Origin of the sequence: Nonomuraea sp. NPDC050663 (assembly GCF_044456985.1) — a bacterium.
GTDB lineage: Bacteria > Actinomycetota > Actinomycetes > Streptosporangiales > Streptosporangiaceae > Nonomuraea.
Map to the genome: position 1 here is coordinate 141,360 of NZ_JBITGL010000022.1, position 15,683 is coordinate 157,042.

A 15,683-nucleotide genomic window follows, 5' to 3' on the forward strand; every position below is an offset into this window, starting at 1 on the left:
GCCGACCTACTCGTCGTCGTCCTCACGCCACTCGAACGGCGCGTCCACCGCCGGGGTGTGGGACTTGAGGCAGTTCTGCGGCTCGTCGGGCTCTGCGAATCCGTGGTGTGCCATGTGCTCCTCCTTCTGCGAGTGATTTGCACCTGCAAACAACACGCAGAGCATAGGCACAGAATTCATTTCTCCGCCAGTGAGCAGTCGTCGCATTTGATTCCGTCCGGTACCCGGTAATAGAGGCAGCAGGTGGTGCGCCGAAATGCGAGGCCAGCGGAAATGACGGCGCCTTTGCCGGACAGCCCGCCGTATGACAGCAGTGTGGTGATCAGATCGGTGGCGGGCTCGGTCAGGTCGGGGCGGGCTGTGACCACCGAACGACCGGCCTCGACCAGAGCCGAGGCGGCGTTGCCGTACAGCAGGCCGCGGGCGACCTTCACGCGCAGCCCGGCCGCCATCGGTTCCAGGTGGCCACGAACCACCAGGTCATAGAGTTGTTCCGGGGACTCGTAGCGCCACCCGGAGGGGGACGGGACGCGCAGCCGTCCGCTGTCGTCGGCACGGTCGAGCCGGGTCAGGTCCGGAACCACGCCATGGGCGAGGGCCGCGCCCAGGACCGGTGACCAGAGCCGCGCGGCGTGGCCGAGCTGGGCGATCGACGCGCCGATCCGCAGTTCACGCGTGCCGTACTTGGCCGCTGTGGCCTCGACGAGATCGGTGAATCCCGCTGCGTAATCGATTTTTACGTCGTGCCATCCGGTGTCGTCCCCGCCCAGCTGCAGAGAAAAGAAGGAGCCGAATTCGGCGACTGATTCGAGGGCGGTCTGGATCGACTTCGGCTCCATGGGAACTCCATTCCTTGAAGGCGTGCTGAATAGGCCGGACGGCGAGCCCGGCCTTTCTTCTGGGTGGCGGGTTCAGCTCGTGAGGCGGCTCCCTCCGGTCCGCAGGGTCACCTGTGGCACCCCGGACTCCGGGTGGAGCGCCACCTCGGCGTCGACCCGGTAGACCTCGGCGAGCAGCTGCGGGGTCAGCACCTCGGCAGGAGTCCCGACGGCCACGATCCGCCCGCCGTCCATGACGCAGATGCGGTCGCAGAAGGCGGCGGCCATGTTGAGGTCGTGCAGGGCGATGACGGCGGTGATGCCCAGCCCGCCTACCAGGGACAGAGCGTCGAGCTGGTGGCGCAGGTCGAGGTGGTTGGTCGGCTCGTCGAGCACCATCGCGGCCGGCTGCTGGGCGAGCGCCCGCGCGATGAGTACGCGCTGTTTCTCGCCTCCGGACAGCCGGTCGAAGGGCGCGTAGGCCAGGTCGGCGACGTCGAGCCGGGACAGAGCGTCGGCGATGATCGTCCGGTCGTCGGCGTTGTCGCCGTCGAAGGCCCGCTTGTGCGGGGTGCGGCCCATGGCGACGACGTCGTAGACGGTGAGCTCGAAGTCGCCGCCGCTCTCCTGCAGCACGGCGGCCAGCCTGCGAGCCAGCCATCCGGCGGGCATCCTCCACACGTCCTCACCGTCGAGCAGCACCCGGCCGGAGGTGGGCCGCCGGGCGCGGTAGAGGGTGCGCAGCAGGGTGGACTTGCCCGCGCCGTTCGGCCCGGCCACGCCCACCACCTCGCCGTCACCGACCTCCAGCGACACCTCCTGGACCAGGTCCCGGCCGCCGATCCGCACCGACACGTTCTCCACGGTCAGCTTCACTTCGAGCGCCTCCGCATCAGCCACAGGAAGAACGGCCCGCCGACCAGCGCCGTGATGATCCCCACCGGGATCTCCTCCGGCGCGATCAGCGTGCGCGACACGAGGTCCGCCGTGATCAGGAAGGCCGCGCCGAGCAGCGCGGTGGCTGGCAGGGCGCGGCGGTGGTCGGCGCCGATGATCAGCCGCACGACGTGCGGCATGATCAGCCCGACGAACCCGATGGCGCCGCTGACCGCCACGATCGTGCCGATCATCATGGCGACCAGCACGAACAACGCCGCCCTGAATCGGTGCACGTCCAGCCCGAGGGATGAGGCCGCCTCCTCGCCGGCCAGCAGCAGGTTCAGCGGCCTCGACACCCCGAGCAGCACGACCGTGCCCGCCAAAACGGCCGCCGCCGGGATCCACACCATCGTCCAGGTCGTCCCGGCCAGGCCGCCGAGCATCCAGCGCAGGGCCGACTGGGTCTTGTGCGGGTCGTTGGAGGTGACCACCAGGAAGCTGGCCACCGCCGACAGCACCTCGGCCATCGCCACCCCGGCCAGCACCAGCCGCACCGTCGTCATCCGCCCGCCGGAGCGGGCCAGGAAGTAGACGGCCACCAGCGCGGCCAGCGCCCCGATGAACGCCGCGATCGGCAGCGAGAGCGCGCCGAAGGTGGTCAGGCTGAACACCACCACGGTGACCGCGCCGACGCTCGCTCCGGAGGAGACGCCCAGCAGCATCGGGTCGGCCAGGGGGTTGCGCACCAGCGCCTGCAGTGCCATGCCGCACACCGACAACCCCGCCCCGATCACCGCCGCCAGCAGCACCCGCGGGAGCCGTACATCCATGACGATGGTCTCGCGCACGGCGGCCCAGCTCGGTTCGGCCAGCGCCGGATGGATGCGATGGAGCAGGATCCCCCACACCTGGCCCGCCGGGAGGGTGACCGACCCGGCCGCGATCGCCGCCGTGGCCGCCACACCGAGCAGCGCGACCAGCACGACGATCACGACCGGGTACGGCAGGCCGGGTCGGCTCACTGGAACTTCTCGGCATGCACCTGCTTGGCCAGTGCCTCGACGGCGGCCGGAGCGCGCACTCCGAGCACCACCGACGACAGCGGCAGCACCGCGAAGCGCTTGTTCTTGATCGCGGGAACGTCCTTGAGAGCCGGGCTGGCCAGCAGGAACTTCTGCTTGTCGGCCACCGGCTGGCTGCCGTAGTCGTAGATGACGATCCAGTCGGGCGCCCGCTCGGCCACCTGCTCGAAGGAGACGTCGCCCCAGACCTTGTCGAGGTCGCCGAAGATGTTCTGCGCGCCGGCCAGCTTCATGATCTCGTTGCCGACGCCCCTGCCTCCGGCGGTGAAGGCGGTCTTGTCGCCGCTGTCGTAGACGAACAGCTTGACCGGCTGGGTGTCGCCCAGTTTGGCCTTCACCCCGTCGAGCGTCGCGTGGAGCTTGGTGAGGAGCGGCTCGGCACGGTCGGAGACGCCGAAGATCTTGGCGACGTTGCGGATCTCTGTGTCCATCAGGTCCATCGAGACCGCGCCCTCGGCGCACTCCTCGACGTTGAGGTAGGTGGTGATCCCGGCCTTCTGCAGGGCGTCGCGGCTGCGGCCCTCCTTCTCGTCGAAGGTGCTCTTGAAGCCGCCGTAGACGAAGTCGGGCTCCTCGGCCAGGAGCGCCTCGTAGGAGGGGTACTCCTTGGAGACGACCTTGAGCGAGTCGTAGGCGGCCTGGTAGTCCGGCAGCACCTTGTCGTCGAGATAGGCGGTGCCGATCATCGACTTCTCCAGGCCGAGCGCCAGCATCACCTCGGTGGCGTGCTGGTTCATCGAGATCGCCCGCTTGGGCGGCTGCTCGAAGGTGGTCTTCACGCCGCAGTTGTCGAGCGTGAGGGGAAAGCCCGCCGGAGCGGCGGCGGCCGGGGCGGCCGTGGGCGCTTGCTCAGCCGGAGCGCCGCCGCAGGCGGCCAGCACGCCGGAAACCAGGAGGGCGAGCAGGAAGGACGTCGGACGTCTGCCCGTCATGAAGGGTTCCTCTCGGGGAATCTGCACGACGGGGCGGATCGGAAAGAGGGAACGCCGAAGGTTCTCGCGGCGCGGCCGACGGCACGGCAGACACGAGAGCCCGCTCCTCTCCGGGGAAATCCGCCCCAGTTCATCGAGGAGGCGACCGCGTGAGTCTCCTGGCTCTCGGGTCGCTGCTCGTCCCCGCCTTCCCACCCCTGGGGGGCAGTGGCGTGGTGGGGATCCGCTCGCCGATCACAGTGGCGGGACCGCGCCGGATTCACACCGGCTTCCTCAGTCCGCGCTCGCCTTTGCCGACATCATCACACAACTCTGGCCCTGCACCTGAACGCGGGCCTCGCACACCTGTTTCGGGCCGGTCACCGCTGAGTTCGGTAGCGATCGAGGTACTCGGTGGGTGAGATGCCGAAGTGGCTCTTGAACACGCGCCGGAAGGCATTCGCGTTCGTGTAGCCGACCCGGTGCGCGACCGCGTCGGGGGCCGCGTTCGAGCGCAGCAGGATGGCGGCGGCCTCCATCCGGTTGCGGATCCGCCACTGCCGCAGCGTCATGCCGGTCTCGGCCTGGAACGTGCGTTCAACGGTGCGCACCGAGGTGTGGACCGACTCGGCTAGCTTGTCCACGCCACGGATGTCGCCGGGGTTGAAGCGCAGCGTCTCGGCGATGGTCCGGGCGGGTTCGCTGGCCGGCATCGGCAGCACGGCGGACAGGACCGGGCTCTCCTCGATCAGTGCGAGGATCTGCCGGGCCAGGTTCGGCGTCGGTTTGATGATCGTGTTCCATGACACCGTATACGCCAGCATGAGCGTCTGCAGGTCGCGGTCGACGGTCACCATGGTGGACTCGGTCAGCGTGGTGGCGGTGTCGGCGGCATCGAAGAACAGCGGCATGGTCACCGAGTTGGCCTGCACGGTGAACTCGTGCGGGACACCGACCGGCACCCACAGCGCGTGCCCGGCCGTCAGCGTGCGCGCCCTGCCTCCGACGATGAGGTCGGCATCGCCGCAGACCTGCCACAGCAGGACGTGCAACTCGTCCTCGTACTGCTCGGGGATGGTGACCGCGGGCATCCAGATGCGCCAAGGGGCGTCGCCGTAAGTGCGCTGGGACATGTCGCCGCCCTCAGTCCGGATATGTCGCATTCTGCGTGACGTCTGTCGGAATCGGTGCACCGCAAGAAGTTAGGTTCGCCTAACCTTACCCGGGCGGATGCCGCTTATGTGAACTCCAGACGGCACAGCCGGATGACCGAGAGGCCCCCATGATCAGCTACACGCTCCGTCGCACCACGCGATGGCGCCTGACCTCCTCCATCGCGCTGGCGGCGACCCTCACGCTCACCGGTTGTGCCTCGACCGGCGGGGGTACGGCGAAGCCCGCCGAGCCGGCCATCAGCCCGACGGCGACCAGCCAGCCGGTGGGACTGCTCCCGGCAGCCGAGGGAACCACGACCTACCCGGTGACTCTGACGACCTGGGCGGGAGAGACCACCCTCCAGCAGCGCCCCGAGCGGATCGCCGTCGTCGGCCTGAATCCCAACACGGACGCCCTCCAGGCGCTCGGCGTGACCCCGGTCTACACCCTCACCGACGAGCCTGCCGCCCCCTGGCGGGACCAGGCATGGCTGCGGAAGGTCGAGAAGGTCGACACCGCCACCCGGAGGGATCCGATCAACTTCGAGGGCATAGCGGCGGCGAAGCCCGATCTGATCGTCGCCGTCGGAGCCCTTGAGGGTAAGCCCGACTTCGAGAAGCTGACCGCCATCGCCCCGGTGCTCGACACCAGGGAGGAGAGCGAGATCTCCTGGCAGGACCTGCAGCGTCTGGTCGGCCAGACCCTGGACCTCGGTGCTGCTGCCGACAAGCTGGTCACGGCCGCCGAGCAGACGATCACCGAGGTCGCCGGAGCTCACCCGGAGTTCGCCGGCAAGACCATCACCATCGCCAACGACTACGGTCCCCAGTACGGCCTGTCTTACTACACCATCGCCGGCACCTTCACCGAAGACGTCATGTCCAAGCTGGGTTTCACCCCGAATCCCCACGCGAAGAAGTTCGTCGACGAGGACGTCGTCTCCGACGAGAACCTCGGCCTGCTGGACGCCGACATCCTGGTGGTCACCTATGTCAGCGACGAGGTCCGCAAGGCGCGTGAGGCCAAGCCCCTCTTCAAGGCCGTCAAGGCGGTGACCGAGAGCCGGTACGTCCCCCTGACCCTGGTGAAGGACGACTCGACCAAGCTCGTGAACTCCGCCGGGCAGCAGGTGGACAACGCGACCTGGGTGCTGCGGGCGGGCGCCAGCGCGACCAGCCTGCCCTGGGCCGTCAAGGCGGTGGCCGACCAGTGGCTGGCCGGCGCCAAGCTCTCCTGACCAGATCGCCACAGATGTCCTTGACTGCCACTGCCCCGTACACGACCTCGTTGTACGGCCGGCGCACGGCGGGGCTGCTGGTCATCCTGACCGCCCTCGGGATCACCGCGCTGTTCAGCGTGTCGTTCGGCGCCAACCCGCTGTCGCCCGTGAGGGCGTGGGAGGTGTTGTGGCTCCGGGACGGCACAGAGGCGTCCCACATCGTGTGGACCGTCCGGCTTCCCCGTACCCTGCTCGGGATGCTCGTCGGTGCGGCGTTCGGGGTGGCGGGCGCGCTCATCCAGGCGTTGTCCCGTAACCCGCTGGCCGACCCCGAGATCCTGGGCGTCAACGCCGGGGCCGGATTCGCCATCACCCTCGGCGTCGGGTTCTTCGGCCTTACCAGCGTCAGCGGCTACATCTGGTTCGCCCTGCTCGGCGCGGGGGTGGCGACGGTCCTGGTCTACCTGATCGGCTCCGGCGGGCGCTCGTCTGTCTCGCCGGAGATGCTCGTGCTGGCCGGGGTGGCGTTGAGCGCGGTGCTGCACGGCGTCGCCACCTTCCTGAGACTGATCGACGAGGAGACCTTCCGGGCGCTGCGCAACTGGGAGCTCGGCTCGATCGCGCGCACCGGCCTGGACGAGACACTCGTCGTCCTGCCGTTTCTCCTGGCCGGCCTGCTGGTCGCGATCATGATCGCTGGGTCGCTGAACTCCATCGCGCTCGGCGACGACCTGGCGGCCTCGCTCGGCACCAAGGTCGGCCGCACCCGGGTTCTGGGCATCGTGGCGGTCACCCTGCTGGCCGGGGGTGGGACGGCCCTGACCGGCGGAATCGGCTTCGTCGGGCTGATGGTGCCGCACATCGTCCGCTGGTTCACCGGACCGGACCAGCGATGGATCATCCTGTACTCCGCCCTGGCCGCGCCGGCCCTGATGCTGGCGGCCGACGTCACCGGACGGGTGATCGCTCGCCCGGGGGAGATCGAGGTGGGCATCGTGACCGCGGTGATCGGGGCTCCGGTGCTGATCGCGCTGGTGCGGCGGCGGCTGGCGAGCGGCCTGTGAGCAGGGAGAGTGTCACCTTCGGATACCGGTCCAGGACCGTGCGGCACCGGTTGTTCTCCGGCAGAGTGGGCGTCCGGCTGCTGACGGTCTCGGTCGTGCTTTTCCTGACCGCCGGGGGACTGACCACCGTCGCTCTCACCCACGGCGACTACCCGCTGACCATCCAGCAGGTGTTCGCCACGCTCATCGGCGGCGAGCACGGCTTCGAGCGGACCATCGTCGTCGAGTGGCGGCTGCCGGTCGCGATCGCCACCGTCGTCTTCGGGATGTTGCTCGGCATCGGCGGTGCGATCTTCCAATCGCTGACCCGCAACCCGCTGGGCGCCCCCGACGTGATCGGGTTCGACTCCGGCGCGTACACCGCGGTCGTGGTCGCCATCCTCGTGGCCGAGACGAGAAGCCACTGGTCCATCGCGGGCGCGGCGATCGCCGGGGGAATGGCGACCGCGTTCGTGGTCTACGTCCTGTCCTACCGGAGCGGCATCCGGGGCTTCCGCCTGATCATCGTCGGCCTCGGTGTCTCGGCCATGCTCGGCTCGCTGAACGCCTACCTCATCTCCCGCGCCGAGCTCGAGGACGCGATGTCCGTGGGGTACTGGAGTGCGGGCTCCATCGCCCGCATCACCTGGACTCCGCTGATCCCGTCCCTGCTGCTCGCGGCCGTGATCGTGGTCTCGGCGACGCTGCTCGCCCCCGCGATGCGCAGGCTGGAGCTCGGCGACGACGCCGCGGTCACGCTGGGTACCCGCCCGGGTCCCGCCCGGCTGGGGCTGATCGTGACCGGAGTCGCGACGGTCGCGGTGGTCACCGCCGCCGCCGGGCCGATCACCTTCATCTCCCTGACGGCGCCGCAGCTCGCCCGGCGGCTGACCCGCTCACCGGGGGTGAGCCTGCTCGCCGCGGCCGCGATGGGCGCCACCCTGATGGCCGGGGCCCACCTGCTCTCCCTGCTCATCGCCCAGGCGTACCGGCCGGTGCCGGTCGGGCTGATCACGATCTGCCTGGGCGGCGGCTACCTGATCTGGCTGCTGATAGGTGAAGCCCGCCGACGATACGGGGTCACCCTATGAAGGACGACATGACCGACACATCCAGTACGGCCGGCCATCCCCGTGTCGTCATCGATGACGCCACGATCGGCTACGACGGGCGCACTATCTCGGAGCGGCTGTCGGTGGTGATCCCGGACGGTTCGTTCACCGCGATCATCGGTCCCAACGGCTGCGGCAAGTCCACTCTGCTGCGCGCGCTCGCCCGGGTCCTCACCCCCAGCAGCGGGACGGTGCTGCTCGACGGCAAGGCGATCGGCGCCTACAAGTCCAAAGAGGTCGCCCGCCGGGTCGGGCTGCTGCCCCAGACCTCGCTCGCCCCGGACGGCATCCGGGTGGCCGACCTCGTGGCCCGGGGCCGCGCGCCGTACCAGAACCTGATCCACCAGTGGCGCTCCTCCGACGAGGACGCCGTGGTGGCGGCGCTGGCGGCCACCCGCCTGACCGAGCTGTCGGGGCGGCTGGTGGACGAGCTGTCGGGCGGACAGCGGCAGCGGGTGTGGGTGGCGATGTTGCTGGCCCAGAACACCCCGATCATGCTGCTCGACGAGCCCACCACATTCCTGGACATCGCCCATCAGTACGAGCTGATGGAGCTGCTGCGCACCTTCCACGACCAGGGCAAGACCATCGTCTGCGTGCTGCACGACCTCAACCAGGCCGCCCGCTACGCCGACCACCTGATCGTCATGCGCGACGGGCGGATCGTCACCACCGGGGCCCCGTACGACATCGTCACCGACGAGCTCGTCGAAGCCGTGTTCGGCCTGCGGGCCCTCGTGGCGCCCGACCCGGTCACCGGCACCCCCAGCGTCACGCCCCTCGATCCCCGCAAGGCGGCGCTCCACCCGGTGGAGCCGCACGACCCACAGGAGAACACCCGATGAATCGCGACGACCTCCCGAGGTTCAGCGGCCCGAACCGGACCGGAGAGCTTCAGTTCAACTACATGGATCGGCTCGTCCGCCGGGATCTGCGGGTGGCACGCGCCGAGGACATCACGCCGCGCTACCGGCGCATCGTGCTCGTGGGCGACGATCTCGCCGATGGGTTCCCGATCGCGAACTTCGCCCCCGACCACGTCCGGGTGTTCTTCCCCAACCCCAGGACCGGCGAGCTGGTGTCTCCGCGCGAGCAGCCCGACGGACGCTGGATCAACGAAGGAGGCGCCGGCAAGGCGATCCACCGCGACTACACCGTGCGCGCCTGGGACCCCGAGACGCGTGAGCTGTCGCTCGACTTCATCCTGCACGGCCACGGCCTGGCCAGCCGGTGGGCGAGCAGGGCGACACCCGGTGACCGGCTGGTGGTGAACGGCCCGAGCTCGAACTGGCTGCTTCCGGAGAACTACCCGCGCTATCTCGCCCTGGGCGACGAGAGCGCCCTGCCCGCCATCGCGCGCATCATCGAGGACGCGCCGGCCGGAGCCCACGTCACCGCCCTGATCGAGATCCCGGACGCCGCGGAACAGCAGAAGCTGACCGGGGCGGCCCAGCTCGACCTGCGCTGGATCCACCGCGACTCCGCCCCGGTCGCCGAGGGACACCTCAGCGCCCTGGAGACCGCGCTGCACGCCTGGCAACCTCCGGAGGTCCCGCGCACCCTGTTCGCGTTCGCGGCGGGGGAGACCCAGTCGGTCAAGCCGATCCGGCGGTACCTGCGCAACGGGATGGGCCTGACCAAGGACCAGGTCGTCGTCGACGGCTACTGGAAACGCGGCGTGGGCGGCTTCGACCACCACGACGCTGACATCGATGACGACTGAACCCCTCAAGGATCGCAAGTGGGGCAGGTTCGAGGCGCCCGCCGTCCCCCGTGACGAACCGCGGCTGCGCATCGACCCGACCTGGACGCCGGCCCGGCTGACCCGGGAGATCATCGCCTCGGTCTGGACGTACGTCCTGGCGGGGGTCTGCCTGCGAACGCTGTACAACGTCACGAGCGTGCTGCTGCCCGTCGCCGTCGGCCGGCTGATCGACTCCGTCGTCGGCCCGGCGGCCGGCGGTGCGAGCGCTCAGGACATCGCCTGGCCGCTGGCCACCTGGTCGGGCGCGCTCATCGGCCTCTACGCGCTCATGAACCTCGGCTTCCGCTTCGGCGGGCGCCTGGGCTGGTACGGCGTGCAGCGCGCTCAGTTCGAGCTGTCCCAGCACACGCTGAAACGGGTGCTCGACGAGAGGAATCCGGGTCCGCCGGGTCGCCTGCTGTCGCTCACGACGTCCGACACCTTCCAGGCCTGTCAGTCGGTATACGTCGTGGTCTACCCGCCCGGCGAGCTGATCGGGCTGCTGGTCGCCGCGGGAGTGCTTTTCTGGGTGCATCCGGCTCTCGGCCTCGGGGTCGTCCTGGTCCTGCCGTTCGTGCTGGGACTGATGCACCTGGCAGCCCACCCGCTTCGACGGCGCAGCAAGAGCGAGCAGGCCGGCCTCGCCGACGCCGCCGCCGAGGCAGCCGACCTGGTCGCCGGCTTCCGGGTCATCCAGGGACTGCACGCCCAGCGGACCGCCGCTGGCCGGTACCGGAAGGTCAGCCGGGACGCGCTGCGGGCGAGCCTGGCGGCCAGGTCGACGGAGGCGGCGTTCGACGGCGCCAGCGCCGCGATCGGCAATCTGTTCGCCGCCGGGGTCACCGTGGCGGCCGCTCTGCTGGCCTTCTCCGGGCAGATCTCCGTGGGTGAGGTGGTCATGGTGGCCTCGATCGCGATCACTCTGATCGGTCCGCTCGACGTTCTGATCTCCGTGCAGGGCTCGATCTGGGCCATGTCGCAGGCCTCCGCGGAACGTGTGCTCGACCTGCTCGCCACTCCCCGGAAACCGGCCGCCCCCGCACCCGCCGCGCCCGGCTGCACCGAGGTGCCGATCCTCGAGTTCCGGGGCCTCGCCCTGACCGAGGACATGATGCTGGACGGGCAGGTCGAACCGGGCGAATTCGTCGTCGTCGACCTGCCTCATGCTGCCCGTGGAGCGCTCGGAGACCTGCTGACGTCGCGGTCCTGGCCGGCCGATGGCGACATCACCTTCGCCGGCCTGTCACCTGCTCACTGGCACGATCGAGCACTCATCGCTCCGCACACCCCGGCGCTCCTGCCGGGGAGCGTGCTGGACAACGTCCGCGCCACCGGGGACGAGCCGGTGCCGTGCGGCGCGGCGCTGGCGGCGCTGGAGGTGGCCGCGCTGGCCGCGGTGGAGTTGCCCGACGGGTACGACACGATCGTGGGGTATGGCGGATGGCAACTGTCCGGCGGGCAGCGCCAGCGCATCGCCTTGGCCCGCGCCGTCGCGGCCGATCCCGAGCTGCTGGTGCTCGACGAACCCACCACCTCGGTGGACACGATCACCGAGCACGCCATCGCCACTGCTTTACGGGCCTGCCGAGCCGGTCGGACCACCATGGTGCTGACCTCGGCGCCGACGTTCGGGGCGGTCGCGGACCGGGTCATCACCGTCAAACGGAAGGAACAGGGTGATGTCTGAGGCGGAGACCGCAGATCCTCGCCGGATGCTGCCGGTCGCCTCAGGCCGTACCGTTGCGGTCTGCCTGTGGCGGATGCTCGCCGGTCGCCGCGTGGCGCTCTGCGGGATCGTGGCGCTCTTCCTGATCGAGGCGGGACTCGCGCTCGTCTTCCCGCTGGTGATCGGCACCCTGGTCGACACGGTGATCGCCGCGCGCGGATCCGGGGTGCCGGTGACCTTCTGGTGGAACGTCGCGTTGCTCGCCGCGACCGCGGCGGCGGCAGGTCTGGTGACCTGGGTGGCCATGCGCGCTCTCGCCCGGCTGGCCGAGACCGTCGTCGCCGAGCTGCGGGAAGGCTACGTCGAAGCAGCGCTGGATCTGCCGCGAGCCACGATCGAGTCCGCCGGCACCGGCGACGTGGTCACCCGTGCGTCCGACGACATCGCGCAGATCTCCGGCACTCTGCCCGACGTGCTGCCGCGCCTGAGCGTCTCGATCCTGACCATGACCCTGGTCGCCACCGCGCTCGCCGTGCTCGACCCCTGGTTCCTGGCGGGCTTCGCGCTCACCGTCCCGCTCTACGCTCTCACCGTACGGTGGTACCTGCGCGTGGCCCCCGGCGTTTACGTTGCCGAGCGCGCCGCGGAGTCCGCCCGAGGCCACGACGTCCTTGGAACCCTGACCCAGCTGCCGACGGTGACGGCACATCGGCTCGAACACCGCCAGCTGGCCCGGATCAAGGCGGCGGCCTGGCTGACCGTCAGGTGGGCGATGCGCACCCGGATCGTCCAGAACCGGCTGTTCGGCCGGCTCAACGTCGCCGAAGCCCTCGGGCTGCTGGCCGTCCTGGGGATCGGTGTGCGGCTCGCCCTCAGTGGCGCGACGACGACCGGTGAGGTCACAGCCGCGGCCCTGCTGTACCTGCGCACCGCCCTACCCATCGCGGAGCTGCTGTTCCTGATGGACGAACTCCAGTCGGCCCTCGCCTCGCTCGGGCGCATCATAGGTGTCACCACGACGCGTGCGGATGCTGCGGAGAGCGAGATTCCGACGGAGGCCGGCCCGATCGTCGAGCTGGCCGGCGTGAACTTCGCCTACCGGCCCGGCCGGCCCGTGCTCTCCACGATCTATACCCGTATCGACCGCCGGACCGTGCTCGCCGTGGTCGGGCCCACCGGGTCCGGCAAGTCCACCCTGGCCGCCCTGATCGCCGGCGTGCACCTGCCCACGTCTGGCGACGTCCTCCGCCGAGTCGATCCACGGCGCATCGTCACCGTCACCCAGGAGACGCACGTGTTCGCCGGCACCGTGCGCGACAACCTCACCCTCGCCGCCCCCGACGCCACCGACGACCAGGTGGTCCTGGCACTGAAACAGGTCGATGCCGACCACATCGTCGGCTTGCTGCCAGACGGCCTCGACACCCAGGTAGGTGACGGCGGCCATGCCCTCACGGCCGCGCAGGCACAGCACCTCGCCCTGGCACGGCTGGCGCTCGCCGACCCGCTGCTGGTCATCCTGGACGAGGCGACCGCGGAGGCCGACACAGCCGACACGGCCTTGCTCGACCGCGCCGCGGCCACGGTGACTGGGGGCCGGTCCGCTCTCGTCATCGCCCACCGGCTCTCCCAGGCCCGCGCCGCCGACCGGATCATCGTTCTGGAGGGCGGGCACCTGGTGGAGACCGGCACCCATGATGACCTGGTGGCCGCAGGCGGACGATACGCCGGCCTCTGGGCCGCTTGGGACGCCGGGAGGTGACCCCGCCGCCGGTTCGCCGGCCTGGGGCATGACCGAAGTTGACCGGCCCTACTCCAGATGATCTGTGGAGGAGGCTCCGAGGCCTGAAGGGAGACGGTGCGGGGGAGTGAAGCGGTGGGATTCGAGGATCGCCGGCATCGGAGCCAACCCGGGCCCGCCCGCCCGGACCCCATCGGCGATGTCGGCGGTGGCCTGCTCATCGTTGACCAGGGCCAGCCATATCGGCCGGCCACCAGCGGCCCGGCCTTCCGGGGTCGGCTGGACGACGAGGACGTTGGCCTGGTCGCACACGTCGAGACAGTCGGTCACGCGGATGTCGGCGACCTGCGCCAGCTTTCGGATCTGCTCGTCGTGATCGAGCCTGGGCACCTTCCACGTGCTCCCGCAGCAGCAGTCACGACACACGGTGATCCTTTTCACGACGCCCTTTCCGGACAGAGGGGTTCGTCGATCAGGGCGGCCACGGCGCATCTCACACAATCGTGATCGCAAGGTGTGTGGCCGGCCTTCACCAGTTCGCTGATCCGGTCGAGCCGAGCCTGAGCCTGGTCGAGCTGGGTCCGCAGTCCGCGCAGCCGGTTCCCTTGGGCACCCATCTGGCGGCGCGCGCCCAGCAGGTGGTAGTCGTCCTGGCTCATCGCCACCATCTCGACGTCGCCGAGGCGGAAGGCGTGCACGTTGGGAGCGTTGTTCATCCTCACTCCTCGTCCCAGCCGCTCTTCGACCAGGTCAGAAGTCGGCGTCGAAGCTGACCGATCCGGTCACGCCGACCTGGTGGGCCGAGACGCGGCGTTCGAAGAAGTTCGACAGCTCCTGCACGTCCTGCAGCTCCATGAACGCGAACGGATTCTTCGACCCGTAGATCGGCTCGATGCCGGGCTGGGCCAGCCGCCGGTCGGCGACGTGCTCCAGGTAGGAGCGCATGTCCGCGATCGACATGCCGGGTACGCCCTGGCCGAGCAGGTCTTCGGCGAACCGCGCCTCGCAGTCGAAAGCTCCTCGTCGAACAGGTCGGGCTCCTCCTTACGCGCCACGTCGACCACGTCGAACGCGAAGGCGCCGTAGAAGAACAATCCCTCGATGCAGGCGGCGAAGCAGATCAGGTTGAGCAGGAAGGCCTTGCGGTCCTGCTTGCTGTTCAGCTCCTTCAGCTCGCCGAGCGAGTCGATCCAGCGGAAGCAGAACTCGGCCTTGCGCCGGATGGAGGGGATGTTCTCCACCGCCGCGAACGCCTCGAACCGCTCCTGCTCGTCGGGCACGTAGGTGTCGAGCAGGTTCAGGTAGAACTGCACGTGCACGGCTTCCTCGAACAGCTGCCTGCACGAGGTTGTTGGCGACGATGGTGTCGCCGGTGGCGAAGAAGGCCACCAGGCGGCTGATCAGGTGCCGCTCAGCCGCCGACAGCTTGGACAGGTCGCGGAGGCCGGTGTGCAGGTCGACCTCCTCCACCGTCCAGGTGCTCTTGATCGCGTCACGGTAGCGCTCGAAGAAGGCCGGGTAGCGCATCGGCCGCAGGGTCAGGCTCATGCCCGGGTCGAGCAACATCACTGGCACGCCTCACAGGACTCGGCGTTCTCCAGGGAGCAGGCTTCCGCGGCGGAGACCGGCACGGTCGCCTGCATGATCCGCGTGGCGGGAGTCCGGCGCTACCGCGCTACCTTGCGGCGCGCGAGGTGGGCGGCCAAGGCGGCCAGAGCGGTGAAGGCGCCCAGAGCCACAGCCACCTGGATGTCGTCGGCGCCATCCGCGCCCACGGCGGGCGGCGGGGCCGGGCTGAGAGCCGGGTCCAGCACGGCGGCGGTGCCGATCAGCCGGGGCGCGGGCTCCTTGGCCGCGTCGTCGGCGCCGATCCACTCGTACGCCTTGCCGCCGGTGCACCGCTGCGTGGTCGGGAAGAGCAGCGGCGCGCCGACCTTGCCCGACAGCCGCGCCCGCACGGTGAAGGACGCCCTGGCACCGTCGGCCACCCCCGGCCCGCTCCACCCGACCGTGGTCCCCTTCACCGCGCCGCGCCAGCCGCCCGGCTGCCCGGCCGACAGCACCGAGGACCCGGCCGGCATCCGCACGACGAGCGCCTCGGTCGGAGCGCCGTCGCACCCGTGGTCGAAGGAGAAGGTGAGCGTGACCGACCCGTCTCCGTTGGGCTGCGCGGACTCCAGCAACACGTGGGCCAGAGCTGGAGCAGCCGACAGCAGCACTAGGAGCTGTTCGGGGTTCGGATCTTGGTAGGGGTGGCTCAGCCTGGTAGAACGTCGGATGTGGCGCGCTTCGATATGACGGATGCTGAGTGGG

General features: G+C 69.8%; 15 protein-coding genes, 2 pseudogenes and 1 riboswitch. Of the genes and pseudogenes, 7 read left to right on the forward strand and 10 right to left on the reverse strand.

What is annotated here, in order from left to right; genetic code table 11:
• Positions 1 to 176: 176 nt before the first annotated feature.
• The 5 genes from ACIBH1_RS43075 to ACIBH1_RS43095 all read right to left on the reverse strand — a co-directional run bounded on the left by ACIBH1_RS43075 (position 177) and on the right by ACIBH1_RS43095 (position 4,823).
• Entirely contained in the window at positions 177 to 839 is a 663-nt protein-coding gene (locus tag ACIBH1_RS43075; RefSeq protein WP_397319884.1) for a (2Fe-2S)-binding protein, read from the reverse strand.
• 72 nt (positions 840 to 911) lie between these two features.
• Positions 912 to 1,694 carry an ABC transporter ATP-binding protein gene (locus tag ACIBH1_RS43080; RefSeq protein ID WP_397319885.1) on the reverse strand — a complete coding sequence of 261 codons (783 nt, stop codon included), beginning with the start codon at positions 1,692 to 1,694 and terminating at the stop codon, positions 912 to 914.
• On the reverse strand, positions 1,691 to 2,719 hold the full coding sequence (locus tag ACIBH1_RS43085; RefSeq protein WP_397319886.1) for a FecCD family ABC transporter permease: 1,029 nt from the start codon (positions 2,717 to 2,719) through the stop codon (positions 1,691 to 1,693). The genes ACIBH1_RS43080 and ACIBH1_RS43085 overlap by 4 nt, the downstream gene beginning before the upstream one ends.
• Positions 2,716 to 3,711: an ABC transporter substrate-binding protein gene (locus tag ACIBH1_RS43090; RefSeq protein ID WP_397319887.1), complete on the reverse strand. Its 996-nt coding sequence runs from the start codon at positions 3,709 to 3,711 to the stop codon at positions 2,716 to 2,718. The genes ACIBH1_RS43085 and ACIBH1_RS43090 overlap by 4 nt, the downstream gene beginning before the upstream one ends.
• A 130-nt stretch (positions 3,712 to 3,841) precedes the next feature.
• Positions 3,842 to 4,041, reverse strand: a riboswitch (cobalamin riboswitch).
• Between the two features lie 29 nt (positions 4,042 to 4,070).
• Positions 4,071 to 4,823, reverse strand: coding sequence for a helix-turn-helix domain-containing protein (locus ACIBH1_RS43095; protein ID WP_397319888.1), 753 nt, complete (start codon positions 4,821 to 4,823; stop codon positions 4,071 to 4,073).
• A gap of 149 nt (positions 4,824 to 4,972) precedes the next feature.
• Here ACIBH1_RS43095 and ACIBH1_RS43100 point away from each other — a divergent pair, with 149 nt between their 5' ends.
• The 7 genes from ACIBH1_RS43100 to ACIBH1_RS43130 are packed head-to-tail and all read left to right on the forward strand — an operon-like array spanning position 4,973 to position 13,391.
• Complete coding sequence (locus tag ACIBH1_RS43100; protein ID WP_397319889.1) at positions 4,973 to 6,082, forward strand: ABC transporter substrate-binding protein; 1,110 nt, start codon at positions 4,973 to 4,975, stop codon at positions 6,080 to 6,082.
• 20 nt (positions 6,083 to 6,102) lie between these two features.
• Entirely contained in the window at positions 6,103 to 7,128 is a 1,026-nt protein-coding gene (locus ACIBH1_RS43105; protein ID WP_397319890.1) for a FecCD family ABC transporter permease, read from the forward strand.
• Positions 7,125 to 8,198 (forward strand): FecCD family ABC transporter permease, encoded by a 1,074-nt coding sequence (locus ACIBH1_RS43110; protein WP_397319891.1) that lies wholly within the window; start codon positions 7,125 to 7,127, stop codon positions 8,196 to 8,198. The genes ACIBH1_RS43105 and ACIBH1_RS43110 overlap by 4 nt, the downstream gene beginning before the upstream one ends.
• A gap of 8 nt (positions 8,199 to 8,206) precedes the next feature.
• The gene (locus ACIBH1_RS43115; RefSeq protein ID WP_397319892.1) at positions 8,207 to 9,064 is read left to right on the forward strand and encodes an ABC transporter ATP-binding protein; all 858 of its coding nucleotides are present in this window, start codon (positions 8,207 to 8,209) and stop codon (positions 9,062 to 9,064) included.
• Positions 9,061 to 9,942, forward strand: coding sequence for a siderophore-interacting protein (locus tag ACIBH1_RS43120; protein ID WP_397319893.1), 882 nt, complete (start codon positions 9,061 to 9,063; stop codon positions 9,940 to 9,942). Before ACIBH1_RS43115 ends, ACIBH1_RS43120 begins: the two co-directional genes overlap by 4 nt.
• Positions 9,932 to 11,650, forward strand: coding sequence for an ABC transporter transmembrane domain-containing protein (locus ACIBH1_RS43125; protein ID WP_397319894.1), 1,719 nt, complete (start codon positions 9,932 to 9,934; stop codon positions 11,648 to 11,650). The genes ACIBH1_RS43120 and ACIBH1_RS43125 overlap by 11 nt, the downstream gene beginning before the upstream one ends.
• Positions 11,643 to 13,391 (forward strand): ABC transporter ATP-binding protein, encoded by a 1,749-nt coding sequence (locus ACIBH1_RS43130; RefSeq protein ID WP_397319895.1) that lies wholly within the window; start codon positions 11,643 to 11,645, stop codon positions 13,389 to 13,391. Before ACIBH1_RS43125 ends, ACIBH1_RS43130 begins: the two co-directional genes overlap by 8 nt.
• A gap of 48 nt (positions 13,392 to 13,439) precedes the next feature.
• Here ACIBH1_RS43130 and ACIBH1_RS43135 read toward each other — a convergent pair whose 3' ends face one another.
• From ACIBH1_RS43135 to ACIBH1_RS43155, 5 genes and pseudogenes are all read right to left on the reverse strand, one after another.
• A complete protein-coding gene (locus tag ACIBH1_RS43135; protein ID WP_397319896.1) occupies positions 13,440 to 13,760 on the reverse strand; it encodes a (2Fe-2S) ferredoxin domain-containing protein in 321 nt (106 codons plus the stop codon).
• Positions 13,761 to 13,807: 47 nt separating this feature from the next.
• The gene (locus tag ACIBH1_RS43140; protein ID WP_397319897.1) at positions 13,808 to 14,086 is read right to left on the reverse strand and encodes a hypothetical protein; all 279 of its coding nucleotides are present in this window, start codon (positions 14,084 to 14,086) and stop codon (positions 13,808 to 13,810) included.
• Between the two features lie 34 nt (positions 14,087 to 14,120).
• Positions 14,121 to 14,375: pseudogene (locus tag ACIBH1_RS43145) on the reverse strand (ribonucleoside-diphosphate reductase); the annotation flags it as partial.
• A 122-nt stretch (positions 14,376 to 14,497) separates the two neighbouring features.
• Positions 14,498 to 14,936: pseudogene (locus tag ACIBH1_RS43150) on the reverse strand (ribonucleotide-diphosphate reductase subunit beta); the annotation flags it as partial.
• A 101-nt stretch (positions 14,937 to 15,037) separates the two neighbouring features.
• On the reverse strand, positions 15,038 to 15,683 hold a 646-nt coding region (locus tag ACIBH1_RS43155), incomplete at its 5' end, for a DUF1775 domain-containing protein (RefSeq protein WP_397319898.1).